Here is a 23,415-nt window from a genome sequence, read left to right on the forward strand (position 1 = left end):
CACTCACCGGGAGTCGGAGGAGTCGGTGGCGTACATACGGGTGCGGGTGATCACGATCCAGGCGGCCAGCACGCCGACCGCGAGCATGGCCAGGGACAGCGCGGCGGCCTTGCCGAAGTCGCCGTCCTGGGTGGCGTAGGTGTAGGCGAGCTGGTTGAGGGACCAGGTGGGGCTGATCTGGCCAGGGGCGCCGGTGGACAGCACGGTCGGTTCGACGAACACCTGACTGCCGGAGGCGAAACTGGAGATCAGTACGAAGGCGACGTACGTGCGGACCATCGGCAGCTTGACGTGCCACATGGTCCGCCAGGCCGAGGCGCCGTCGACCTGGGCGGCCTCCAGGACGTCCTTGGGAAGGGCGTTGAGTGCCCCGTACAGGACCACGATCCAGCCGCCGGCGTGCACCGCGACACCCATCACGGTGAGGACGGCGATGACGCTGCCGCCGGACAGCGCGTCCGTGGCGCTCTGGATGTCCATCAGCTTGAGCAGCGGGGAGAACGGGCTGCTGTCCGGGCTGACCATGAACAGCCACAGCAGGGCGGCGGCCGAGCCGGTGACCGCGCCGGGCAGGTAGTAGACGAGTTGCAGCGCGCTCGTCGTGCGGCCGGGGCGGGCGTGCAGGGTGAAGGCGAGGGACAGGACGGTCAGCAGCAGGATCGGCAGCCAGAGCAGCAGATACGTCGCCACGTTGGCGGCCGCGTCGCCGAGCCGGTAGTCCTCGAACACGGTCGCCCAGTCGCGCCCGCCGGTGAAGGAGCCGTTGTCGACGAACGAGGTCCACAGGGCGTATCCGGCTGGCGCGAGCCCGAAGACCACGAGGAACGCGGTGTACGGGCCGACGAGGATCCAGACGGCGGCAGTGCGAGCGGGGCGGCGTCGGCGGCGGGGTGTCGCCGGTACCGGGGCCGCGGCGGCGGAGGGGCGGGGTGTCGTGAGCGTTTTCATCCGACCGTGTACCCGCTGGTCCTGGCCGCCGCCTCCAGCTTGTCCTGCCAACTCGCCAGTGCGCTGCGGAGGTTGCCGCCCGAGTCGATCGCCTTGACGAGCGTGTCGTTGAAGCTGCTCTGCCAGTCGGCTTCGAAGCGGACCGCGCCGAAGCCGGGACGCAGTGCGTTCGCTGCCGCGGTGAGGGCGGGCATCGGGTCGGAGGCGTAGTACGGGTCCTTCGACTTGGCCTCGCCCCATTTCGTCGCGGCCGCCGTGAAGGCGGGGTAGGTGGGCTGCTTCGCCTGGAGGTCGATGTCGGTGGTCATCCAGCGCACGAGATCCACGGCCTCCTTGGTACGTCCGCCGGCGTGCGCGGAGACGAGGAAGGCTCCGCCACCGACCTGTCCGGCGTACGGCTTGCTCTCGCCGGGCCAGGTGGGCATGGGGGCCGCGGCGATCCGTCCCTTGGGCACCTTGAAGGCGGGTGCGAACATGAAGTCGCCGAACCAGGCCGGGGCAGGCAGCATCAGGATCTTGTCGCCCTTGCCGAACTTGGCGAAGCCCGGGTCGATGGGCACGACGGTGGTGACCGCCTTCTTCCGGGCGAGTGGCTGGAGCAGATCGGCGACCCGGGTGCAGTTCGCCTGGCCCAGGTCGATGTGGACCTCGGTGAGGCTGAGGGTGTCGCGGGTTGCACAGCCGCTGCTGCCGAAGTAGATGCCGGCGCCGTACTTGCCGTTGACGGCTCCGACGATGGTCCCGGGGTGTTCCTGGGCCGCCTTCAGACCGGTCTGCTGGTACTCGGCCCAGGTCTTGGGGACCTGGTAGCCGTATCGCTTCATCAGCGTCGCGTCGTACCACAGGACGGTGGGGGCGATGTCGTTGCGCAGGCAGTACGTCTTGCCGCCGAAGGTGCAGGTGTCGAGGGAGCCGGGGGTGAAGCCGTCGCGGACCGACTTCGGGACGAGGTCGTCGAGCGAGGCCGCGTAGCCGAACTTCTCGCTCGCGAGGGTCGCCGCCTCGGCCGGGTTGGCCAGGAAGGCGACATCGGGCCAGCCGCTCTTGGTGCGGTTGGCGAGCGAGATCTTGGTGGGTACGTAGCCCGCGTCGGGCGGAATGGTGACGATGCGCATCTTCAGGTCGGGGTGGGCCTTCTTGTACTGCTGGGCCGCGGGCATCCGGGTGTTGTCCACCCAGACCAGCAACTCGCCCTTGCCGCCGCCCGAACCGCCGCCGGCACCACCGCCGGTTCCCCCGCAGCCGGAGAGGACCAGAGTCAGGGCCGCGGCCGCGGCCAGGGAAGCCACGCGCCATCTCTTCATGGGGGGACCGCCTTTTCGCCGGGAGTCTTACGTCGACAGCGAGGATTGCGATAGTTTTCGCAAAACTCGATCGCCCGGCAACGTAGGAGATTCATCCGATGACGTCAACGGTTCGGACAGGATCCCGTGAGGCAAGACGGCGCACCCTGGCCGAAATTGCCGATCAGGCAGGCGTTTCGGTGTCCACGGTCTCCAAGGTGCTCCACGACAGATCCGATGTATCCGCCGAAACAAGAGCCAAGGTGCAGCGCCTGCTGGGGCAGCACGGCTATCTGGCGAAACATCGGCCGGCGGCCACCGCGGCCCCACCCGGCGGGCTGATCGACTTCGTCATCAACGAACTCGACAGCCCCTGGGCGGTCGAGTTGATCCGGGGCGCGGAGGACGTCCTGCACGACGCGGGAATGGGGCTGGTCGTCTCCTCCACCCACGGCCGGTCCAAACGCGCCCGTCAGTGGCTGGACTCGCTGGCCACCCGCTCCACGCGCGGAGCGATTCTCGTGGTTCCCGAACTGACGCCCGAGCAGCACGAGGAGCTGAGCCGGCTCGGCATCCCCTTCGCGCTGGTGATGCCGATCGACGAGCCCGCGCCGGGCACTCCATGGGTGGGCGCGACCAACTGGCCCGGCGGGCTGGCCGCGACCCGCCACCTCATCGAGCTGGGCCACCGGCGGATCGCGATCATCAGCGGCCCGGAGCGCCGGCTCACCTCCCGGGCACGGGTCGACGGCTACCGCTCGGCGCTGGCCGAGGCCGATCTTCCCTTCGACGCCGAGCTGGTGCGCTACGGGGACTTCACCCACAACCTCGCGTACCAACACGCCCTGGAGCTCCTGGCGTTGCCCGACCGTCCGACGGCGATCTTCGCCGGCAGCGACCACCAGGCGCTGGGCACCTACCGGGCCGCCGCCGAACTGGGCCTTCGCATCCCGGCCGACGTCAGCGTGGTCGGCTTCGACGATCTGCCGTTCGCGGACTGGGTGACCCCACGCCTGACGACGGTCCGCACTCCCCTGGCCGACATGACGGCGCTCGCGGCCCGGATGGTGCTGCGGCTGCTGTCCGGGGAACAGCCGGAGACGACGCGGGTGGAGGTGGCGACGGAGCTGGTGGTGCGGGAGAGCAGCGGACGCCGTCCACCGCACTGAGCCCGCTGTGCGGGCGCCGGTCCACTCGGCGGGTGGCGGTCGATCCGGTCGGCGACGGCTCGGGGGCAACGGGCGGCGGGTCGACCAGGACCCGGCCGAGGACAGTGAGCCTTTCCATCGTCAGCTTGAGCTGGCCGCATCAGCCTCTCGGACGGCGCCGTATGAGCCCCGCACCCGACGAACGCGACCGTATCCGCCCGACCATGGACCCGCATCCTGCAGGGAACCGCGCAGCACTCCACCGGCGCGCTGACGATTGTCGCCCTGGCCCAGGAAGCCGGCGTACTGCGCAACGCGCTCACCCCGCTGCGGGCCGATGTCGAGCAGCCGGTGCGCGTCATGAACCAACTTACGGCGCACAACCAGCAGCTGCTCCGCGCCCTGTCGAGCCCGGATGCCCTGGTCCGGGCATTGCCGAATCCGCCACATCCAGGCCGCAGCCACTGAGTCGCTGTCCACGTCCGGTACAGGTGATGGCGGTCACAGCAATCGGTCGACCAGCCCGTCGATGTAGTCCGGGGTGAGCGGGACCATGCCGAACAGGACGCGGATGTACATCGGGGCCAGGATGTGGTCCAGCACGTCGAACGCGTCGAGTGCGGGCTCGCCACGGTCGCGGGCGCGATCGAGCATGGATTGCAGTTGCCGGGTGCGCTCGGCGCGCAGGTGGTCGCTCGCCCGCAGGCCCTGCTGACCGCTGCTCGACAGGGCGAAGGCCAGGTGCAGCACCGCCGGACCGTCGGGTCCGGTGATCTCACGGGCCACTTGGGCAGCGTAAGTGCGCAGGTCGCCGTCGAGGCTCCCGGTGTCGGGCATCGGCGACCGCGCGTTGAGACGGGTGAGCGCCACCTCGCTGAGCAGGGTTTCCAGGCTGCCCCACCGACGGTAGACGCTGCTGTCAGCCACACCTGCGCGGGCAGCGACCTCGCCGACGGTGAAGTTGCCGTAGCCGCGCTCGCTGATCAGTTCGGTGACGGCCTGGTGCACCTGCGCGCCGACGCGGGCACTGCGCCCGCCGGGCCTGCGGGCTCGCTGTCGCTCGTTCATACCCCCACCTTAACGCAGTCAGCACTTGCGTTTATGGGGCGTCCTCCTTACAGTCATCTAACGCAGTCGCCGACTGCTTTAGAGCGCTCAGGCGTATCACCGTCCGCGTCGACCGTGGCCGGGTACAACTACCGATCGGGGGGGTCCCCATGGCTGCATCGCTTGCGACCGCAGGCGGTCGATCAAACCGGGCCGTGCTACTCACGGTGACCTGCCTGGGCCAGTTCATGGTCCTGCTCGACAACACGATCGTCGGAGCGGCGCTGCCCGACATGCAGCATCGCCTGCACACCCAACTGACGGGTCTGCAATGGATCGTCGACGCGTACGTACTGCTGGTCGCCATGCTGCTGCTGTCCGGCGGCATCTTCGCCGACCGGTTCGGCCGCAAGCGGGTGTACCTGACCGGCGTGGCTGTGTTCACGGCCGCGTCCCTGATGTGCGCCCTCGCGCCCTCGCTCGGCTGGCTGATCGCCGGCCGGGTGCTGCAGGGCATCGGGGCCGCGGCGCTGAGCCCTGCCTCACTCGCCCTGCTCGCCGCCGCCCATCCCGTGCCGCAGGAACGCATGAAGGCGATCGGGCTGTGGGCCGGATTGAGCGGGATCGGTCTGGCCGCGGGCCCCGTGGCCGGCGGCGTGCTGACAGAAGCCTTCGGCTGGCCCGCCATCTTCCTGGTCAATCTGCCCATCGGCCTGGTCCTGCTGCTGGTCGGCCTGCGTCACCTCGGCGAGTCCCGCAATCCGAGCGCCCCCGCGATCGACATCCCGGGGACCGTGCTGTCCGTTCTGGGCGTGGGGGTGCTGACCTACGGGCTCATCGAGGGTGGTGCCCGCGGCTGGACCTCACCGGTCATCCTGGGCAGCTTCGCCGCCGCGGTGACCTTCCTCGCCGCCTTCATTGCCGTCGAAGCCCGTCGTACCGCCCCGATGCTGCCGCTGCGGCTGTTCGGGCAGCGCCTGTTCACCGTGTCCAACACCGCCATGGTCGTGGTGGGGTTCGCGCTCATGGGGTCGTCGTTCTTCTTCTCCCAGTTCTTCGTGTACGTCCAGGGCAGCTCGATCCTGCGCGCCGGCCTGCAGACCCTGCCGGTATCCCTCGCCATGGTGATCGTCAGCCCGTACGCGGGCCGACTCGCCGCCCGGTACGGCTTCCGCATCGTCGTCACCACCGGCCTGGCCCTGGCCGGCCTGGGCCTCCTTGCGCTCGGCACGGTGCACGCGGACACCGGCTACGCGATCGTGTGGTGGCGGCTGGCACTCACCGGCACCGGCTTCGCCCTGACCCTGTCCCCACTGACCGGCGCCGCCATCCAAGCCGTCAGCCCGCAAGAAGGCGGCCTCGCCTCGGGCATCAGCAGCACCACTCGGCAGATCGGCGCGGTGCTCGGCGTGGCGGTACTCGGAGCCGTCGTCCGCACCCGGCAATCCGGCGGCGCCTCCTTCGGGGCCGGCCTGAACAGTGCCTTCGTCGCGGCGGGCGCCCTCACCTTGGCCATCGCCGTGTTCACCGGCCTGTGGCTGGCGAAGTCCGAACCCGCGAAAGACTCCGTGATGACGCGCGGTGCCACCGATCCAGATGCGGTCACCGCCTCGAACGAGGCATCTGTTTAACAGCCGTTGACACCGACCGCCTTGATCGAAGTCCCACCGCACCAGGGTGCCGACCCTGCTGTGACCTCTGGAACGCGGTGCGCCTGGTCCGGCGACGCCGGCATATGGGGAGCCTGCGAGAACAAAGCTTCCGCTCTCCGGGAGGTTCTCGACCTCTGACCCCTGACTCCGACCGAGGCCCGGCGGTGGGCCGACGCGCGAGGTCGGCCCGGCGCCGGTGTCCCCGGTCTTCCCGGTGGCCGGTCCCGCGGTCCGGGCGGAACCCGGGGCGACACGCCCGCCGTGGCGGAAGCCGTCACTCGTCGTTCACCCACCGCATGAGCCGTTGCAGCGGGTAGAAACCGTCGTGGGACAGGCCCGGCGGCATGCCGCCCGCCCTGCCCAGGGAGACCACGCGTTGCACGCCGGCGCAGGCGAGGGCGTCGCGCAGTTCCGCCTTGCGGGTGTCGGGGTACACGCCGACCGTCTGGGTGGCGACCCCGGCATGGGTGACGGCCTCGGACAGGGCGGCGACCGGGACGACGTCCACGATCTTCCCGTCGGGGTGGAAGTCCACGGGTTCCGGTGAGCGGATGACCAGGCCCCGGCCGTCGTAGCCGCCCCACACCCGGTACTCGGGTTCCATGGACCGCAGGACGTCGATCTCCTCGCGCAGTTCCGCGGCCACCCGTGGGCCGATAGCTGAGCTGAACTCCCTTGCCACACCCAGGCGTTCACACAGTAGGGCGGCGTAGCGGTCGGCGTCGTCCCAGGATCCCTCGACGAACTGGAAGCGGCTGGCCACGCAGGCCTGCTGGTTGAAGAACGTGGCGTCGGCGGCGCCCGCGTCGGCCGCCCGGGCCAGGCTCTCCTCGGACGTGAAGGCCTCGCGGCCGATCATCGAGATGGAGGTCTTGGGGTCGAAGGAGACGAGCTCGAACCCCGGGCCGACGTACTTCAGCGCGCTGCGGATGGTGGACTCGCCGCCCCAGGCGACCAGCTTGTCGAAGAACTGCGGGCGGAACAGCGCGCTCTCCACCACATCGTCACCGCCGCGCCAGTACGCCGCGGAGAACGACCGCACCACCGGGTGCCCGGGGGCGACCGCGGCCATGGTGCGCAGGATCGCGGTCGCGGTGAACAGGTCGTTCGAGGGCAGTTTCAGGAGGTTGACGCCCTTGGTGAGCGCGCCGCGCACGACGGACATCGCGGCGACCCCGGGTGCGTTGCCGGCGATGATGTGCACCAGGCGGGGTGGGAACGCGCGGGTGGCCGCGACCCGATCGTCAGGCAGGCGTACCTCGCGCCAGCCGTCGAGCACGTCCGCACCGCCGAGTTCGTGGTCGATCTGGGCGTACAGGCCGGGGCGTTGGAAGCTGCGCCACAGCACGGCGTAAGCGCGCTCCAGCACCTCCGCCGGCAGCGGGCTGACCGGGGCCATCCGCTCCAGGGCTTCGGCGAGCAGGCCCGCGCGGTCCGCCTTGAGCGCCTCGCCGGTCTCCACCAGCAGGTCGACGATCTCCGCGACGGGCACATGGAAGGCGGGGCCGGGTTCGGTGCGGGGCCACACGAGGCGGTCCAGGTCGAGGGCCGGTGCGGCGAACCGGCCGAGGTCGACGGGGGTGCTCCGGTCGACCTCGCCCCGGATCACGTGGACGACGGTCACGGGGGCGGCCGCGGTGCCGCCGAGTGTCGTACCGCTCATCAGTGGATCATCCCCCGCACATAGGAGTCGAGTGTCGCGGCGCAGGTGATCTTGTCGTCGCCGCCGAGGTCGCCGTAGCGCCGAATGTCCGGCAGGACCGCCGGTCCGGGGCGGCCGCAGGCGCACGGCGAGAAGTCCACGAAGACACGGTCGCCGCTGATCAGCCCACCCCAGCGGCCCTCCAGGGAGATGTCGAGGAACGCGAAACGCCCTTCCACCACACCCTGTTCGGGGTTGAGCAGCTTCTCACCGGGCTCGTCCAGCACCAGGGGGATCACCCAGGGCGGCACGTGGTAGTTGCCCTGCTCGCAGGCGAGGCAGGAGCCCTGGAGCTCGGTCATGCCGTAGCTGCGTACCCGGCGTACCCCGTCGTAGAAGGCGGTGAGCTGCTGCTGGTAGTCGTCGGGCAGGGCGCGGCCCTTGTTGCCGCCGCCGCTGAGCACCAGTGTGTCCGGGTGCAGGCTGCCGTCGGCCACACCGCGGGCGCGCAGGGCCTGGATGAGGGTGAACTGCTGGTTGTTCATGCCGGCGATCAGCAGCGGCTCGTCGCGGTGCGCGGCGATGTCGTCGACGATCCGGGCCATGGCCGCGCCGAGTTCCCCCTCGCGGGACTCGGAGGCGGTCTCGAAGGAGCTGATCTCCTGCGGAGTGGCGGCTCCCTCGGCGATCCGGCGGCGCAGCAGCGCGCTGCTCATCAGCTCGGACACCCGCATCGGGTCCTCGGTGAGCAGTCGCGTCTCGCCGGGTTGGGCGAAGACGTCGGCGTGCCAGCGGAAGCCGTCGATGGAGCGCATCGGGCCGCTCGCGGGTGCGAGCAGATAGCCGCGGCGGGTGGGTTTCGCCGGCAGCGGGTCGGGCCAGCAGGTGAGGTGCTCCAGGATGTCGTGCAGGAAACTCAGGTCACTGGCGTCGCAGTTGAGGAAGGAGACCTTTCCCGAGGTGCCGCTGGTGATGTACGGGCGGTGGCCGGCGGCGGTGATGCGGTCGGTCCACTCGTCGATGTCGCGGACGCCGTCCATGTCGACGTCGCCGGGTTCGACCGCCGACACGGTCGTGTACCAGCGCAGGAGCCGGTCCCAGCGGCCGGCGGTGATGAGGGAGACGGGGTAGGACTTGTAGCTCGTGTGCGAGAAGAGCAGCGGCACGAGGTCGTCGAGGCCGGTGACCTCCTCCACGCCGGTCTCCGTCGCCCGGGTGCGCAGCAGCGGAACCCGCTCGCGGTGGGCGGTGAAGGTCTCCCGGGCGGCCTCCAGCTGCAACTCCCGCAGTTCGTCGGCCGGTTGGTCGAAGGTGTCGCCGGAAAGGACGAGGGATCGGATCTGCTCGCGTGCGCCTGGCACAGCGTTCACCTCAATCAGTTGCGTACGTTGTCTTTTCCGCTGTGGCTTGCGCGAGGTACGACGACTCGATCGCGTCGAGGTTGCCGCGCAGTTCCTTCGGGGTGCCGGTCATGGTGACGCGGCCGCGGTGCAGGACGTACACGCGGTCGGCGATGTCCAGCACCTTGCGCACGTGCTGTTCGACCAGCAGCGCGCCGAGGCCGCGGTCGGCCGCCTCGCGTACCGCGCGCAGGAGGCGGTCGACCACCAACGGGGCGAGACCCAGGGAGAGTTCGTCGGCGAGGAGCAGCTTGGGCGCGCGGCACAGGGCGCGGGCCAGCGACAGCATCTGCTGCTCGCCGCCCGACAGCATGCCCGCGCCGGTTCTGAGGCGCTTTTCGAGTTCGGGGAAGAGTTCCAGTGCCTGCTGGGACCTCACCCGGCCGACCCGCAGGTTGTCCGCGGTGTCGAGCCGGGTGAAGACCGCCCGCTCACCGACGTACGCCAGGCCCTGACGGGCCCGGCGGTGCAGCGGTGCGCGGCCGGGTACGCCCAGCCAGCGCACCTCGCCGCCCATCGGGGCGAGGCTGCCGGAGAGCGCCCGGAGGGTGGTGGTCTTGCCCGCCCCGTTGGGGCCGAGCAGGGCGACCACCTCGCCGGGCCGGACCTCCAGGTCGAGATCGCGTACGACGGGCCGGCTGCCGTATCCGGCGGACAGGGAGCGTGCTTCTATCAGGGGTGCGTCGGTGTCCGGCACGGGCCTGCTCCTCAGCTGGACGGCAGGGCCGTCAGGACCTTGCGGACGTCGACGAAGGTCGATCCGGGCTTGGCCCACTCGATCTTCCCGTCGCGGATGGTCAGTTCGGTGGCGGTGGTGTTGTGGATGCGGTTGAGGCCCTTGATCGGCAGGGCCGTGGACGCCTTCCAGCTCAGCGGCGGGGTCAGTCCGCCGGTGTTGATGCCCGGGGCCGTGTCGAGCTCCTGCACCAGGGCCTTCGCCGTGATCGTCGGGAGCGTCTTGGCGGCCTCGGTGAAGACCTTGAAGGCCACCCAGGTCGTCTCGTCGGCGCCGTTGCTGGTGTCGATGTCCTTGTCGCCCTTGGTGGCCGCGAGGAAGTCCTTCCAGGCGGCGTCGGAGGTCGGCGGGAAGTAGCCGGTGATCGCGGCGCCCTCCAGAGGGCCGCCGGCTCCGCCGGTGCTCTCGGCGAGCTGCGGGGTCAGGTTGCCGACGACGCTGCCGAGCTTCGTCTTGGCGCCGGACTGCACGTACGACTTCACGAACAGGCCCGAGGCGGTGCCCATGATGACGCTCACGCAGTCGCTTCCCTTGGTCGCGGCGGCGACCTGCGGGGCGAGGTCGGTGGCGGTGAGGGGCACCTTGATGTCCTTGGGCGCCGCCCCTCCGGCGGAGACCGCGCCGACGGTGAGGAACTGCGAGACGACGGCGGCGGCGGCCACGTCGTAGCGCACGCCGGAGATCTTCTTGCAGCCGTTCTGGACCAGTTGCCGACCGTGGGCCGCGAACACCACCGGGGTGCCGCCGTTGACCGGGAACGACAGCGGGTTGGAGAACTCCGCCGCCGAGACTCCGGTGCCACCGATGTACGGGATGCCGGCCTTCTGCAGGATGGGCATGTAGCGATCACCGGCGAGGCTGTAGGAGCCCACCACCGCGACCACCTTCGCGGCGACCGCCTGCTGGGCGCACTTCTCGGCCTCGTCGGGGTTGTTCTTCTCGTTGCAGGTGAGCACCTTCAGCGGGGCGCCCTTGATCCCGCCGTTGGCGTTGATCCACTTCTCGTACGCCTGGGCGGTGAGCCGGACTCCGGGCTGGGCGCTGCCCTGGGTGTCCTCCGGCGCCCAGACCATCACCTTGACCGGTGTGCCCTTCAGGGCGGAGGTCTCCTCCTTCGAACTGCCGGACGCCTCTCCCCCGCAGCCGGCGGCGAGCAGGACTCCGGTCACCGCGAGAGCGCTCGCTGCGGCGGTTCTGCGTCGGCGTGAGTGGTTCATGGTTCCTCCGCTGTGCTCGTCGTCGAGATGCCGAACAGCATGGGGTGCGTTTTGCAGTTAGTGAAGTACTCTCGGCACAATTATTTAAATGAATGCACTGTCTGACCACGCCTCCGGGAGGTTCCCCGATGGACGACATCCTGCGGTTCGCGCTGCTGGGCCTGGGCCTGGGGGCCCTGTACGCGCTCACCGCGCACGGCATCGTGCTGGTCTACCGGGGCTCCGGCGTCCTGAACTTCGCGCACGGCGCGATCGGAATGGCCGGGGCCTATGTCCAATGGGAGCTCGCCACCCAGCACGGCATGCCGTACTGGCCCGCGACCGCGTGCGGCGTGCTCACCTCCGCCCTGCTGGGCGTGCTCACCCACCTGTTGGTGCTCCGCCCGCTGCGCAGAGCGTCCTCACTGGCCCGCCTGGTCGGCACCCTGGCGGTCTTCATCGTGCTCACCGCGATCGCCGTCAAGCGCTACGGCGACAGCCTCGAGCTGGTGCCGGGCAAGCTGCCCACCAAACTGCTGACGATCGCCGGGGCGACGGTCTCCCAGGACCGCATGTGGCTGATCGGCATCGCGGTCCTCGTGACCGTGCTCCTCCACCTCCTCTACAGGCGCACCCTGTTCGGCCTGGGCACCAGCGCGGTCGCGGAGAACGAGGGCGCCGCCGCCTCGCTCGGCTGGTCCCCGGACCTGATCGCCACCGGCAACTGGGCGCTGGGATCGGCGCTCGCGGGGCTGACGGGCATCCTGATCGTGCCGGTCATCGGTCTGTCGGTGACCGGGCTGACCACCCTCCTGCTCAGCGCCCTGGCCGCCGCCCTGGTCGGCAGGTTCTCGTCGTTCCCGATCACGCTGGCGGGCGGCCTGGTCATCGGCGTCGTGCAGTCCGAACTGACCCGCTTCGGCTCCGACGTCACCGGGCTCGCCGCCTCGGTCCCCTTCCTGTTCATCGCCCTGGTGCTGGTCGCACGCGGCCGGGCGCTGCCGCTGCGCGGCACGTTCCTGGACCGGCTACCCGGTCTCGGCACCGGGAAGGTCCGCCCCCTGCCGTTGGCGCTCGCCGTCGTGGCCGGGCTGTCGCTGGTGAGCCTGGCGACACCGCTGTGGGCCGACGCGATCACCACCACCCTGGTGCTGTCGCTGATCATCCTGTCGATCGTCGTGGTCACCGGGTACGCGGGACAGGTCTCTCTCGCGGCCTACTCCCTGGCCGGGACCGGCGCCTTCCTCGCCGGACACGCGGCGGCCGACTGGGGTTGGCCGTTCGAACTCGCCCTGCTGGCCGGGGTGTTGGGTACCGTGCCGATCGGCTTGCTGTTCGCGCTCCCCGCGGTCCGCACCCGCGGTGTCAATCTCGCGATCATCACGCTCGGCCTCGGCACCACGCTGGAGGCGATGGTCTTCCAGAACACCGACCTGTCGACGACCCCCGGCAGCGACGGCATCGCGGTGGGCAAGCAGACACTCTTCGGGATCAGCATCTCCGGCGTCGACCATCCGCAGCGGTACGCCGCCGTGGTGCTCGTGCTGTTCGTCGCCGCCACGCTCGTGGTCGCCAATGTACGGCGCAGCCGGACCGGCCGCCGGCTGATCGCCGTACGGGCGAACGAGCGGGCCGCCGCCGCCCTCGGCATCGACGTCCGCGCCGCCAAGCTCTACGCCTTCGGCCTCTCCTCGGCCATCGCCGCGCTCGCCGGCGTACTCACCGGCTTCCGCTCGACCTCGGTCGTCCTGTCCGACTTCGCGAGCTTCGGCTCCATCACCGCGCTCGGCCTCGCGGTCATCGGCGGTGTCGGTTTCCTCGTCGGCCCACTGTTCGGCGCGACCTTCGCCGCGGGCACGGTGGGCGCCCGGTTCGGGGACCTCGTGCTGCCCGGGCTCAGCGAGTGGATGCCGCTGATCGGCGGAATCGTCCTGGTGCTGACCCTGGTGGGCAACCAGGACGGCATCGGGGCGGGGCTCGGCAAACGAGCGGCGGGGAACCGGCGCGAGCTGCCCCCGAAGCGGCCGGCGACCGTCCCGGAGGACGAGCCGTCGGCCGCCCCGACCGTGACCCGTGCCGCCCCGCTCCTCCTCCAGGTACGGGACCTCACCGTCCGCTACGGCGGTGTCGTCGCCGTCGACGGGCTCTCACTGGACGTCGGGCCGGGCGAGGTCGTGGGGCTCATCGGTCCCAACGGCGCCGGCAAGACCTCCGCCATCGACGCGGTCACCGGCTTCACGCGGGCCGCGTCGGGCAGTGTGCGCCTCGGGGACCGGGACGCGACCCGGCTGGCGGTCCACCGACGGGCCGCCGCCGGTCTGAGCCGGTCCTTCCAGTCTCTGGAACTGTTCGAGGACATGACCGTCCTGGACAACCTGTACGCGGCCTGCGACCGGCCCGGCCGGTGGGCGTACCTCACGGACCTGGTCCGTCCCGGCAGCCGCCCACTGCCTGCCCATGTGCTCGTCGCGGTAAGGGAGTTCGGTCTCCAGGACAGTCTGGACCGGCCGGTGGGCGACCTGTCGTACGGAGAACGTCGGCTGCTGGCCATCGCCCGCGCGGTGGCGGCCTCGCCGTCCGTGCTGCTCCTCGACGAACCGGCGGCGGGCCTGTCGGACGACGAGACCAGGGAGTTGGCCCACCTGGTACGGCGGCTCGCCGAGGACTGGGGCATGGGCGTGCTGCTCGTCGAGCACGACGTCGACATGGTGATGAGCGTCTGCGACCAGGTCGTCGTCCTGGACTTCGGCCGCCGCATCTGCGCCGGTACGCCGGAGGAGGTCCGGCGCGATCCGGCGGTACGGGCGGCCTACCTGGGCGACCTGGAGCCGGAGACGCTGGCCTGAGCGTCCCGTCCCGGGGAACACCGAGAACCGGAGGCGCTGATCTCAGCGCCTCCGGTGGCCCGGTGGCAGGGACAGAGGCCGTGTCAGGCGTCGCGCAGATCCGCGACATACGGCTGATGGGACAGGAGCCCGCCGTCCACGCGCAGGGTGTGCCCGGTGACGAAGGCCGACTCGTCGGAGGCGAGGAACACGACCGCCGAGGCGACGTCCTCCGGGCGCCCCAGGCGCGGGGTGAGGTGATGGCGCAGCATCGCCTCCCGGATCGCCCCGTGCGCCGAACCGGAGCTGGCCGGGGTGACGATGAACCCCGGTGCGATGGCGTTGCAGCGCACGCCCTGCTTGCCGTACTGGGTGGCGACGTACTGCGTGAGGTTGATGAGGGCGGCCTTCGAGGCGCCGTACGCCGGATTGCGCAGATCGCCCGAGAGGCCGGCGCCGGACGAGGTGTTGATGATGGAGCCGCCGCCCCGGGCGATCATGTGCGGGACGGCGGCCTGGATGGCGACCATGGTCCCGCGCAGGTTGATGCGCATCGTGTCGTCCCAGACCGCCGGGTCGGCTTCCACGACGGCGAGGTCCTGACGGGCGGCCAGGTGGGTGGCCGCCGCGTTGTTGTGCAGGACGTCGAGACCTCCGTACGTCTCCACCGCCGCGGTCACCATGGCCCGTACGCTCTCGATGTCGCCGAGGTCGACCGGGACCGCCGTCGCGGAGCCGCCGGCGGCGCGGATCTCCTCCGTCACCGCCTTGGCACCCTCGAGGTTCAGGTCGGCCACGACCGTGTGGGCGCCCTCGGCCGCGAGGCGGCGGGCGGTGGCCGCGCCGATGCCGGACGCGGCCCCGGTGACGACGGCTATCTTGTCCTGGAGTCGCGTCATGGCGAACCGCCTTTTCTACTCGGTGAGTTGACTGCCGACAACCGACACGAACGAGACGCACTCGCCGGGTCCGCCGCCGAGGTTGTGGGTCAGGGCGAGCGAGCGTCCTTCGGCCACGGACTTCACGGTCCGCTCGGCCGGTGCCTCGCCGCGCAGTTGGAGCCAGGCCTCGAACATCATCCGCAGGCCGGAGGCGCCGATGGGGTGGCCGAAGGCCTTCAGGCCGCCGTCCGGGTTGACCGGCAGCGAGCCGTCCAGGTCGAACGCGCCGCTGGTGACGTCCTTCCAGCCCTGACCGCGCTCGGAGAAGCCCAGGTCCTCCATCAGCACCAACTCCGTGGGCGTGAAGCAGTCGTGGACCTCGGCGAGGGCGAGTTCGGCGCGCGGGTCGGTGATGCCCGCCTGCCGGTAGGCCTCCTGCGCGGAGGCGACGACCTCGGGGAAGGTGGTGAAGTCGTACTCGGGGTCGAGGAGCCCGTCGGCCGGACCGGCGACGAAGGACAGCGCCTTCACGAAGATCGGCTTGTCGGTGTACTTGTAGGCGTCCTCGGCGCGCACCACGATCGCCGCCGCCGAACCGTCCGAGACGCCCGAGCAGTCGAACACGCCCAGCATGCCCGCGACGATCGGGGCCGACCGGATGCGCTCCAGCGGGACCTCCTTGCGGAACTGGGCGCGCGGGTTGCGGGCCCCGTTGACGTGGTTCTTCCAGGCGATGCGGGTGATGACGTCCTTCATCTCCTCCCCCGCCAGGCCGTACTTGGCGGCGTAGGCGGGGGCGAGGAGGGAGAAGTTGGCCGGGGCGGTGATCTCCCCGCGGCTGTCGTCTCCCGCGCCCGGAATGACGGTGCCGGACAGCCCGGACATGCCGGAGTCCTTGAGCTTCTCCACGCCGACGGCCATCGCCACGTCGTACGCCCCCGAAGCGACGGCGTAGCAGGCGTTGCGCAGCGCCTCGGAGCCGGTCGCGCACATGTTCTCGACGCGGGTGACCGGCTTGTGGGGCAGGTGGAGCGCCCGGCTCAGGGTCAGCCCGGACACGCCGGAGGCCTGGGTGCCGAACCAGTACGCGTCGATGTCGTCGAGGGTGATGCCGGCCGAGGTGACGGCCTCGCCGACGGCGTCGATCAGCAGGTCGTCCGCCGAGCGGGTCCAGTGCTCGCCGAAGGGCGTGCAGCCCATGCCGACGATCGCGACCCGGTCCCGTATTCCGTGCGAGCCCATCAGTGTGTCCCCTCGGTCTCGCCCGTGCGCACCGGCCGGGCCTTCCAGAAGTAGTTGTGGACGCCGGACGCGGTGACCGTGCGCCGGAAGGTCATCTCGACCCGGGCGCCGATGACGGCGTCGGCCTCCGTGGCGTCGGTCAGCTGGCAGCGGAACCGGCCGCCGCCGTCGTAGTCGACGACCACGACGAGCATCGGCGGACTCGGCGTGGCCGCCAGGCGGTCGACGGTGAACGTGGCGACCGTGCCGCGCACGTCCGCCATCGGCTCGTCGGTCATGGCGTCGACGCTCCGGCACGAGGTGCACACCCGGTCCGGCGGCAGATGCCGGGTGGCGCACTTCTCGCAACGGGAGGCGACGAAGCCGTACTTCCATCCGGTGCGGCGGTGTGCGGGCGGGGCGTAGGGCGGCTCGGGGTCCGGCCGGCGGGGTGGTTCGCGGTCGAGGAGGCCGCGCCAGGACAGGTAGGTGGCGTACGGCATCGGGGCGCTGCCCTGGGCGATCTGAGCGGCGACCGGGCGGGCCGCGCGGTGTGCGGGGAGTGCGTCGGTGGTGCGCAGCAGGAGGACTCCGGCGCCGTCGCCGAGTACGACGAGGGCGATGGTCTCGCCGGACCGGGCCCGATCGAGGACGTCGGCGAGGAGCAGGCCCGGCTGGGCGGTGCCGGCGTTGCCGATCACCCCGGCCAGGTCCGGGGTCACCGCCTCGGCGCGGACCCCGGCTGTGCGCCGGACCGCCGCGCACGCGCGCGCGTGCAGGCCCGCGACCACGAAGTGGTCGATCGAGCCGATGTCGACCGCCGCGTGGTCGAGGGCCGCGGTGAGCGCCCTGTCCGCGAGGGACACGTAGATCTCCTCGGCGAAGCGCTCCTCCCAGACCCGGGAGACGGGCGCGCCCGGCAGCCGCCAGCGGTCGAGAATCTCGTCGCTGACCGTGTCATGAGCGAGCAACTCCGCGATGACCGGGGCTCCGTTGCGGTGCCCGCCGAAGACGAACGCCGCCGCGCCGTCGCCGCCCGCGACCTCGTCGCTGCCGCCGGGCAGGCCGGTGCGCAGGTCGGACAGGACCGTCAAGGTCGTTACCGGGGATCGTGCGGCCGTGACCAGGGCACCGAGGCCGGAGCGCACGGAGCCGGCCATGTCGGCGGCGAGCACGTGCGGGTCCAGGCCGAGCGCGGCATGGACGGCGGTGGCGTTGGTCTTGTCGAGGTAGGCGGGTGCGGCGGTGGCGAGGAAGAGCTGGCTGACGCGGGCGCGCAGTCCGTCGCGGGCCAGGGCGCCGCGGGCCGCCTCGACGGCCATGGACGTGCTGTCCTCGTCGTAGCCCGCGACCGCGCGGGTTCCCTTGCCTCCCTTGCCGCCCAGGGCGGCTGCGACATCCGTCCTCGCGAGGCGGTGGTACGGCACGTAGGCGCCGTATGCGATCAGTCCGGCCATGTCAGCGTCCTCCATGAACGTGGGTTGCGTCGGTCGGCCGCTCGAAGACCGCGGCCAGGCCCTGGCCCCCACCGAGGCACATGGTCTCCAGGCCGTAGCGGGCCTGACGGCGGTCCAGTTCGCGCAGCAGGGTGGCGAGGATGCGGCCGCCGGTGGCGCCGACGGGGTGGCCCAGCGAGATGCCGGAGCCGTTGACGTTGAACCGCTCGAAGTCGGTATCGGTCAGGCCCCATTCACGCGTGCAGGCCAGGACCTGGGCGGCGAAGGCCTCGTTGAGTTCGATCAGGTCGATGTCGGCAAGCTTCAGTCCGACTCGCTCCAGGGCCCGGGCGGTGGCGGGTACGGGGCCGATGCCCATGGTCTCGGGTGGTACGCCGACGACGGCCCAGGAGACCAGGCGGCCCAGCGGGCGCAGGCCGAGTTCGGCGGCGCGCTCGGGGTGGGTCACGACGCAGAGCGCGGCGCCGTCGTTCTGGCCGCTGGCGTTGCCGGCCGTGACGGTCGCCTCGGGGTCCTGGCGGCCGAGCACGGGGCGCAGCGACGCGAGCTTCTCCAACGACGAGCCGGGGCGCGGGTGTTCGTCGGTGTCGACGACCGTCTCGCCCTTGCGGCTGCGTACGGTGACGGGCACGATCTCGTCCGTGAACCGGCCATCGCGCTGGGCCGCGACGGCCTTCTCGTGGGAGCGCAGGGCGAGTCGGTCCTGTTCCTCGCGGGGGATGGCGTACTCGCGCCGGAGGTTCTCGGCGGTCTCCAACATGCCCCCGGGGACGGGGTGGTTGACCCCTCCGGAGGTGACGCGGCCGCGCGCCAGCCGGTCGTGCAGGGTGGTGCCGGCCCCGCGCACGCCCCAGCGCACCCCGGTCGTGTAGAACTCGGCCTGGCTCATGGACTCGACGCCCCCGGCCAGCACGAGGTCGCTCGCGCCGGTCTGCACCTGCATCGCCGCGGTGATGATCGCCTGCAGTCCGGAGCCGCAGCGGCGGTCGATCTGCAGTCCCGGCACCTCCACGGGCAGACCGGCGTCCAGGGCGGCCACGCGGCCGATGGCCGGGGCCTCGCCGTTGGGGTAGCACTGGCCCAGCAGGACGTCGTCGACGGCTGCGGGCGGTATGCCGGTGCGTTCCAGTACGGCGCGGACGACCGTGGCGGCGAGTTCGGCCGCCGTCACGTCACGGAAGGCGCCGCCGTAGCCGCCGACGGGGGTACGCAGGGGTTCGCAGATCACCGCGTCACGCAGGAGGGCGGGCATCAGCACTGCCTTTCATGAGGGGTCACATGTACCGGCCGCCGGTGACCTCGACCACGGCTCCGGTGACGTAGCTCGCCAGGTCGGAGGCGAGGAACAGGACGACCTGGGCGACCTCGGCGGGCTCTCCGGCACGTCCCATCGGGATCTCCGCGAGCTTCGCGTCCCAGGCGGCCCTGGGCATCGCCTCGGTCATGGCGGTGCGGATCAGACCGGGCTGGACGGCGTTGACGCGTATCCCGGCCCGGGCGAGTTCCTTGGCGGAGGCCTTGGTGAGGCCGACGAGTCCGGCTTTGGCGGCGCTGTAGTTGGTCTGCCCGAAGTTGCCGACCTTGCCGGCGATGGAGGAGATGTTGACGATGCTGCCGCCCTGGCCGTGCGCGCGCATCGCCTCGGCGGCGTACCGGGTGCCGTTCCAGGCGCCGGTCAGGTGCACGTCGACGACGGCGCGGAAGTCGGCGAGAGCCATCTTGCGCAGGGTCGCGTCCCGGGTGATTCCGGCGTTGTTGACCATGACGCCGACCGGTCCGAAGATGTCGGTGCCGTGGGCGACGAGGGCGGCGACCTCGTCCTCGTCGGTGACGTCGCAGCGCAGCGAGGTGGCTGCCACGCCGTTCTTGGCGAGGCGTTCGGCGGCTTCCGCGGCCGCGTCCTCGTTGATGTCGCCGAGGACGACGGACGCACCCTCGGCGCCGAGGACTCCGGCGATCTCGAAGCCGATGCCCTGTGCGCCGCCGGTGATCACCGCGTTGCGGCCGTCCAGCAGTCCCATGTCAGCCCGCCCTGGCTCGACGCTATTCCTCTCAAATAGATAACCTATTATGCTGAAACAATCAATACAGCGACTGAGCTGTGCGCACGGGCCGGACGAGGAGAGTACGCAGGTGGACATCAGCTATCCCCCCGAGACCGAAGCGTTCCGCACCGAGGTCAGGGCGTTCCTCGCCGAAACACTGCCGCCGCGCTGGAAGGGCATCGGCGCCCTCGACGAGGAGGCGGCCTGGGCCTTCGCCCGGGACTGGCGCCGTCTGCTGGCCGAGCGCCGCTACCTCTCACTGACCTGGCCCGAGCAGTACGGCGGCCGGGGCCTGACCAAGCTCCACCAGGTGGTGCTCATGGAGGAACTGGCGCTGGCCGGTGTGCCGTTCGGGCTGCCGCAGGACACCTTCGGCGTGAAGATGCTGGCCAACACGCTGCTGCGCTGGGGTACGGACGAGCAGAAGGCCCACTTCCTCCCCCGCATCCTCAGCGGCGAGGACACCTGGTGCCAGGGGTACTCGGAGCCGGACGCGGGCTCCGACCTGGCCTCCCTGCGGACACGTGCGGTGCGTGACGGTGAGGAGTGGGTGATCGACGGCCAGAAGGTGTGGACCTCCGGCGCCCATCACAGCGACTGGATCTTCGTCCTGGCCCGCACCAACCCCGACGCCCCCCGACACCGCGGCATCTCCTTCCTGCTCGTCCCGCTCGACCAGCCCGGCGTCGAGGTGCGGCCCTTTCGCATGATGAGCGGACAGCTCCACTTCAACGAGGTGTTCTTCAACGGCGCCCGCACCCGCGCCGACCTCGTCGTGGGCGGCGTCGACAACGGCTGGACCGTCGCCCAGAGCCTGCTCGGCGTGGAGCGCGGGGAGGAGGCGGCGACCAACCCGATCCTCTTCAAGGCGGAGGTGGAACGCCTCGTCGAACTCGCGCGGCTGTACGGCAAGGACCAGGACCCGGTGATCCGGCAGCGCATCGCCTGGTGCTGGTCCAAGGTCGAGATCATGCGCTATCTCGGCTACCGGATCCTCACCGGCTGGCTCAAGGGCACCGAGCCCGGCCCGGAGTCGTCGATCGCCAAGCTGTACTGGAGCGAGTACCACACCAAGGTCACCGATCTGGCGATGGACATCATGGGCCTGCACGGCCAGGTGCCGGTCGGCCGCCCGCCCCTGCGCACCTACCGCACCGACGACCCCGGCGCCGCGAACTCCTCGGCGTCCTGGTCGACGACGTACCTGATCGCCCGGTCCGGCACGATCTACGCGGGAACCTCCCAGGTGCAGCGGAACATCCTCGCGGAGAAGGTGCTGGGGCTGCCGCGCGAGCCGAGGGCAGCGGCGGGTTAGAACCCGGTCGGGGGGGCTTTGCCGGCCGCGGCGGTGGACCGCGTCGGGCGCGGAGCAAGCGGAGCGGGGCGGGCCGGATCGTCATGCCCGTTGGGCCCTCGGCCGCAGTGGGTCTATCGTCGGGATCCTGGGGCCAGACGATGGAGGACGGCCGTGATGCCGCAGGACGAGGCCGTGATCGGTTGCACGGGGAAGCTGCTCATCGGAACCCGCGGTTCCGCGGGCCCCGGCGAGATCCTCGTGCGGGTCAGAGGCGGCTCGGAGACCTTCCTCGCCTGGTCCGAGGATCCCCTGCCCACCGGAGCGACCGTGCTCGTGATCGAGTCGCGTGGATGCCGCGCGGTCGGCGTCATCGAGTGGGCGGATCCATTGGACGCGCTCGCGGTGAACCCGCCGGCGCCGGCTGAGGAGTAACAATGTTCGGATACCGCGTTCCCGCTCCCGACGAGGCGATGCTGATCTCGGGGGGACGGCGGGGACTGGGGGGCGCGCCGTTCCGAGTGGTGACGGGGCACGGCAAGTTCGTGCTCCCGATCTTCCGCAAGACCCGTTTCCTCACCCTGTCGATGTGCGAGGCCGAGGTCACCGAGACCTGTGTGACCAGGCAGGGCATCGCGCTGCACGTCCGCGCCGTCATCGCCTTCAAGGTCGGCAACGACCACGAGAGCATCATCAACGCGGGCCAGCGGTTCCTCTCCGACCAGGATCAGATGTCGGTGCTGACCGGCCGGATCTTCGCCGGTCACCTGCGCGCCATCATTGGCTCGATGACGGTCGAGGAGATCGTCACCGAGCGGCAGAAGCTCGCCGCGGAGGTCCTGGACACCTCGAAGGTCGAGATGGCGAAGATCGGTCTGATCGTGGACTCGCTGCAGATCCAGTCGATCGACGACGGAGAGGTCGGCTACATCGAGGCCATGTCCGCGCCGCACAAGGCGGCCATCCAGCGGCAGGCCCAGATCGCCCAGGCCCAGGCCACCCAGGCCTCGGTCGAGGCGGAGCAGGTGGCGGCCCGCAACCAGGCCGAGTACGCCCGGCAGACCGCCGTGGTCAAGGCGGAGTACTCGGCCGAGGTGGACCGGGCGCAGGCGAGGGCCGCGCAGGCAGGGCCGCTGGCGCAGGCCCACGCCCAGCAGGAGGTCCTCGACGCCCAGACGGAGCTGGCCCTGCGCCAGGCCAAACTGCGCCAGCAGCAACTGGTCGCCGAGATCGTGAAGCCCGCCGAGGCCGAGGCCGAGCGGATCAGGGTGCTCGCCGCCGCCGACGCCCAGCGGATGAAGATCCAGGCGGAGGCCGCGGCCTCCTACGACCGGGTCGCGCTCGACCGGATGCTGATCGACCAGCTCCCGCAGATCGTGAAGGAGGCCGCGGGCGGCCTCGCCGGTGCCAACGTCAACGTCCTCAACGGCGCCGACGGGCTCGGCGAGATCGCCGCCGGCCTGGTGTCCCAGGGCCTGACGATCCTCGACTCGGTCCGGCAGAACCTGAACGGCCAGGACTCCTCCGACGGCCGCCGTCCCTCGGAGAGCAACGACGGCGACGGCAGTGGCAACGGCCTGCTCCAGTTGCACGCGCGGAAGGACGGCAAGGGGGACGACGGTCGGGTCGACGTCGACTGAGTGGGTTCCCTCGATCCGGAGGCCCTAGCAGGACCGGGGCAGGATGCGGCCCTGCAGGCCCCAGGCGGGGTCGATGGGGACGCCGAGACGGTCCAGGACGGTCGGTGCCAGGTCGATGAGGCGCGGGGTGTCGAGCCGGGTGCCGCCTGGCACGCCGGGCTCGGCGAGGATGACGAAGACCTCCCGCTCGGCACGGGTGTCGCCGCCGTGGCCACCGGTGTCGAGGTGGCCGTGGTCCGTGGTGACGAGCACCGTCCAGCGCTCGTCACCACGGCCGGGCTGGGAGCGTCGGGCGGCGATCGCGTCCAACAGCCGCCCGAGGTGGGCGTCCGTGCCGAGGAGGGCGTGGTCGTAGGCGGGGCTGAGCGAGCCCGTGGCATGGCCGGCTTCGTCGGTGGCGCCGAAGTACACGAACACGGCGTCCGGATCGCCGTCCGTGAGCCAGTGTGCGGCGGTGTCGGCGACGAGGCGGTCCGCACCTTCGTAGCCCTCCGCCTCGCCGTCGTGGAGTACCCGCCGGCCGATGGCGGGGCCGAGGGTGCCGCGGTGGACCAGGTCGGGCCAGGACACCGCGGCCGCGGTGCGCAGACCGGGCCGGGCGGTGACAGCGCGGCTGAGGAAGTCGGGGTAGCGGGAGTAGTCGGCGCCGGTGAAGTCGTTGCCGGTCACCCCGTGACGGTCGGGCCACACCCCGGTCAGCACGCTCGACCACCCGGGTCCGGAGTCGGTGTAGGCCATGCTGGTCGACGGCCCGCCCTCCGCCTGCCCGTCCACCTCGCCGTAGGGCAGCAGACTGGTGCCGTGGGCACCCGCCGCCATGAGCCCGTGCAACACGGGGACCATGGATGACGGCGAGCGAGTCAGCCGGTCGAAGCGCACCCCGTCCAGGCCGACCACGAGTACCTTGCCGCGCTGCACGCCGTGCGCCCTCCCCTCCTCAGCCGGCCGCCCCGGCGGATCGACATCCGTCATTCCTCACCTCTCTCGACGCCGAGGAGCC

At 71.1% G+C, this 23,415-nt stretch carries 19 protein-coding genes; 6 read left to right on the top strand and 13 right to left on the bottom strand.

Annotated features, from left to right (window positions below; translation table 11 throughout):
- Positions 1-3 precede the first annotated feature (3 nt).
- Together OG841_RS01885 and OG841_RS01890 are read right to left on the bottom strand one after the other, a co-directional pair.
- Complete coding sequence (locus OG841_RS01885; RefSeq protein WP_328643120.1) at positions 4-948, bottom strand: carbohydrate ABC transporter permease; 945 nt, start codon at positions 946-948, stop codon at positions 4-6.
- Positions 945-2,252: an extracellular solute-binding protein gene (locus tag OG841_RS01890; RefSeq protein ID WP_365115931.1), complete on the bottom strand. Its 1,308-nt coding sequence runs from the start codon at positions 2,250-2,252 to the stop codon at positions 945-947. The genes OG841_RS01885 and OG841_RS01890 overlap by 4 nt, the downstream gene beginning before the upstream one ends.
- Positions 2,253-2,350: 98 nt before the next feature.
- On the opposite strand from OG841_RS01890, the gene OG841_RS01895 reads away from it, so the two are divergent.
- Complete coding sequence (locus OG841_RS01895) at positions 2,351-3,400, top strand: LacI family DNA-binding transcriptional regulator (protein ID WP_371562848.1); 1,050 nt, start codon at positions 2,351-2,353, stop codon at positions 3,398-3,400.
- Between the two features lie 480 nt (positions 3,401-3,880).
- On the opposite strand, the gene OG841_RS01900 is transcribed toward OG841_RS01895, so the two are convergent.
- A complete protein-coding gene (locus tag OG841_RS01900) occupies positions 3,881-4,447 on the bottom strand; it encodes a TetR/AcrR family transcriptional regulator (RefSeq protein ID WP_371562852.1) in 567 nt (188 codons plus the stop codon).
- A gap of 149 nt (positions 4,448-4,596) precedes the next feature.
- Between OG841_RS01900 and OG841_RS01905 the strand changes: the two genes are divergently transcribed.
- Positions 4,597-6,057 (top strand): MFS transporter, encoded by a 1,461-nt coding sequence (locus tag OG841_RS01905; protein ID WP_371562854.1) that lies wholly within the window; start codon positions 4,597-4,599, stop codon positions 6,055-6,057.
- Between the two features lie 295 nt (positions 6,058-6,352).
- Here OG841_RS01905 and OG841_RS01910 read toward each other — a convergent pair whose 3' ends face one another.
- From OG841_RS01910 to OG841_RS01925, 4 genes are read right to left on the bottom strand one after another with little or no spacing between them, the layout of a single operon-like run.
- On the bottom strand, positions 6,353-7,741 hold the full coding sequence (locus tag OG841_RS01910) for an acyl-CoA reductase (RefSeq protein WP_371562857.1): 1,389 nt from the start codon (positions 7,739-7,741) through the stop codon (positions 6,353-6,355).
- Positions 7,741-9,081: a hypothetical protein gene (locus OG841_RS01915; RefSeq protein WP_328643106.1), complete on the bottom strand. Its 1,341-nt coding sequence runs from the start codon at positions 9,079-9,081 to the stop codon at positions 7,741-7,743. The genes OG841_RS01910 and OG841_RS01915 overlap by 1 nt, the downstream gene beginning before the upstream one ends.
- A 10-nt stretch (positions 9,082-9,091) precedes the next feature.
- Positions 9,092-9,817, bottom strand: a complete 726-nt coding sequence (locus OG841_RS01920; protein ID WP_328643105.1) for an ABC transporter ATP-binding protein — start codon at positions 9,815-9,817, stop codon at positions 9,092-9,094.
- 11 nt (positions 9,818-9,828) lie between these two features.
- A complete protein-coding gene (locus OG841_RS01925) occupies positions 9,829-11,073 on the bottom strand; it encodes an ABC transporter substrate-binding protein (protein ID WP_371562862.1) in 1,245 nt (414 codons plus the stop codon).
- 128 nt (positions 11,074-11,201) lie between these two features.
- Here OG841_RS01925 and OG841_RS01930 point away from each other — a divergent pair, with 128 nt between their 5' ends.
- The gene (locus OG841_RS01930; RefSeq protein ID WP_328643103.1) at positions 11,202-13,898 is read left to right on the top strand and encodes a branched-chain amino acid ABC transporter permease/ATP-binding protein; all 2,697 of its coding nucleotides are present in this window, start codon (positions 11,202-11,204) and stop codon (positions 13,896-13,898) included.
- An 83-nt stretch (positions 13,899-13,981) separates the two neighbouring features.
- Here the strand turns inward: OG841_RS01930 and OG841_RS01935 are convergent, their stop codons facing one another.
- From OG841_RS01935 to fabG, 5 genes are read right to left on the bottom strand one after another with little or no spacing between them, the layout of a single operon-like run.
- Positions 13,982-14,776 carry an SDR family NAD(P)-dependent oxidoreductase gene (locus OG841_RS01935; protein ID WP_328643102.1) on the bottom strand — a complete coding sequence of 265 codons (795 nt, stop codon included), beginning with the start codon at positions 14,774-14,776 and terminating at the stop codon, positions 13,982-13,984.
- A 15-nt stretch (positions 14,777-14,791) separates the two neighbouring features.
- Positions 14,792-16,000, bottom strand: coding sequence for an acetyl-CoA acetyltransferase (locus tag OG841_RS01940; protein ID WP_328643101.1), 1,209 nt, complete (start codon positions 15,998-16,000; stop codon positions 14,792-14,794).
- Positions 16,000-17,436 carry an OB-fold domain-containing protein gene (locus OG841_RS01945; RefSeq protein WP_328643100.1) on the bottom strand — a complete coding sequence of 479 codons (1,437 nt, stop codon included), beginning with the start codon at positions 17,434-17,436 and terminating at the stop codon, positions 16,000-16,002. Before OG841_RS01945 ends, OG841_RS01940 begins: the two co-directional genes overlap by 1 nt.
- A 1-nt stretch (position 17,437) precedes the next feature.
- Positions 17,438-18,688 (bottom strand): acetyl-CoA C-acetyltransferase, encoded by a 1,251-nt coding sequence (locus OG841_RS01950; protein ID WP_328643099.1) that lies wholly within the window; start codon positions 18,686-18,688, stop codon positions 17,438-17,440.
- Between the two features lie 22 nt (positions 18,689-18,710).
- Positions 18,711-19,457, bottom strand: a complete 747-nt coding sequence (gene fabG, locus OG841_RS01955; RefSeq protein ID WP_328643098.1) for a 3-oxoacyl-ACP reductase FabG — start codon at positions 19,455-19,457, stop codon at positions 18,711-18,713.
- Positions 19,458-19,569: 112 nt separating this feature from the next.
- On the opposite strand from fabG, the gene OG841_RS01960 reads away from it, so the two are divergent.
- From OG841_RS01960 to OG841_RS01970, 3 genes are all read left to right on the top strand, one after another.
- Positions 19,570-20,796: an acyl-CoA dehydrogenase family protein gene (locus OG841_RS01960; protein ID WP_328643097.1), complete on the top strand. Its 1,227-nt coding sequence runs from the start codon at positions 19,570-19,572 to the stop codon at positions 20,794-20,796.
- A gap of 156 nt (positions 20,797-20,952) precedes the next feature.
- On the top strand, positions 20,953-21,210 hold the full coding sequence (locus tag OG841_RS01965) for a hypothetical protein (RefSeq protein WP_057612745.1): 258 nt from the start codon (positions 20,953-20,955) through the stop codon (positions 21,208-21,210).
- Positions 21,211-21,212: 2 nt separating this feature from the next.
- On the top strand, positions 21,213-22,415 hold the full coding sequence (locus tag OG841_RS01970) for an SPFH domain-containing protein (RefSeq protein ID WP_328643096.1): 1,203 nt from the start codon (positions 21,213-21,215) through the stop codon (positions 22,413-22,415).
- 24 nt (positions 22,416-22,439) lie between these two features.
- Here OG841_RS01970 and OG841_RS01975 read toward each other — a convergent pair whose 3' ends face one another.
- Entirely contained in the window at positions 22,440-23,387 is a 948-nt protein-coding gene (locus OG841_RS01975) for an alkaline phosphatase family protein (protein ID WP_328643095.1), read from the bottom strand.
- Positions 23,388-23,415 lie beyond the last annotated feature (28 nt).

It is taken from the genome of Streptomyces canus (assembly GCF_041435015.1).
GTDB classification, from domain to species: domain Bacteria; phylum Actinomycetota; class Actinomycetes; order Streptomycetales; family Streptomycetaceae; genus Streptomyces; species Streptomyces canus_G.

Excerpts from the sequence above, each read along its gene's own strand:
- OG841_RS01885 (WP_328643120.1), bottom strand. The coding sequence starts at position 948 with ATGAAAACGCTCACGACACCCCGCCCCTCCGCCGCCGCGGCCCCGGTA.
- OG841_RS01890 (WP_365115931.1), bottom strand. The coding sequence starts at position 2,252 with ATGAAGAGATGGCGCGTGGCTTCCCTGGCCGCGGCCGCGGCCCTGACT.
- OG841_RS01895 (WP_371562848.1), top strand. The coding sequence starts at position 2,351 with ATGACGTCAACGGTTCGGACAGGATCCCGTGAGGCAAGACGGCGCACC.
- OG841_RS01900 (WP_371562852.1), bottom strand. The coding sequence starts at position 4,447 with ATGAACGAGCGACAGCGAGCCCGCAGGCCCGGCGGGCGCAGTGCCCGC.
- OG841_RS01905 (WP_371562854.1), top strand. The coding sequence starts at position 4,597 with ATGGCTGCATCGCTTGCGACCGCAGGCGGTCGATCAAACCGGGCCGTG.
- OG841_RS01910 (WP_371562857.1), bottom strand. The coding sequence starts at position 7,741 with ATGAGCGGTACGACACTCGGCGGCACCGCGGCCGCCCCCGTGACCGTC.
- OG841_RS01925 (WP_371562862.1), bottom strand. The coding sequence starts at position 11,073 with ATGAACCACTCACGCCGACGCAGAACCGCCGCAGCGAGCGCTCTCGCG.
- OG841_RS01930 (WP_328643103.1), top strand. The coding sequence starts at position 11,202 with ATGGACGACATCCTGCGGTTCGCGCTGCTGGGCCTGGGCCTGGGGGCC.
- OG841_RS01935 (WP_328643102.1), bottom strand. The coding sequence starts at position 14,776 with ATGACGCGACTCCAGGACAAGATAGCCGTCGTCACCGGGGCCGCGTCC.
- OG841_RS01940 (WP_328643101.1), bottom strand. The coding sequence starts at position 16,000 with ATGGGCTCGCACGGAATACGGGACCGGGTCGCGATCGTCGGCATGGGC.
- OG841_RS01945 (WP_328643100.1), bottom strand. The coding sequence starts at position 17,436 with ATGGCCGGACTGATCGCATACGGCGCCTACGTGCCGTACCACCGCCTC.
- OG841_RS01950 (WP_328643099.1), bottom strand. The coding sequence starts at position 18,688 with ATGCCCGCCCTCCTGCGTGACGCGGTGATCTGCGAACCCCTGCGTACC.
- fabG (WP_328643098.1), bottom strand. The coding sequence starts at position 19,457 with ATGGGACTGCTGGACGGCCGCAACGCGGTGATCACCGGCGGCGCACAG.
- OG841_RS01965 (WP_057612745.1), top strand. The coding sequence starts at position 20,953 with ATGCCGCAGGACGAGGCCGTGATCGGTTGCACGGGGAAGCTGCTCATC.
- OG841_RS01970 (WP_328643096.1), top strand. The coding sequence starts at position 21,213 with ATGTTCGGATACCGCGTTCCCGCTCCCGACGAGGCGATGCTGATCTCG.
- OG841_RS01975 (WP_328643095.1), bottom strand. The coding sequence starts at position 23,387 with ATGACGGATGTCGATCCGCCGGGGCGGCCGGCTGAGGAGGGGAGGGCG.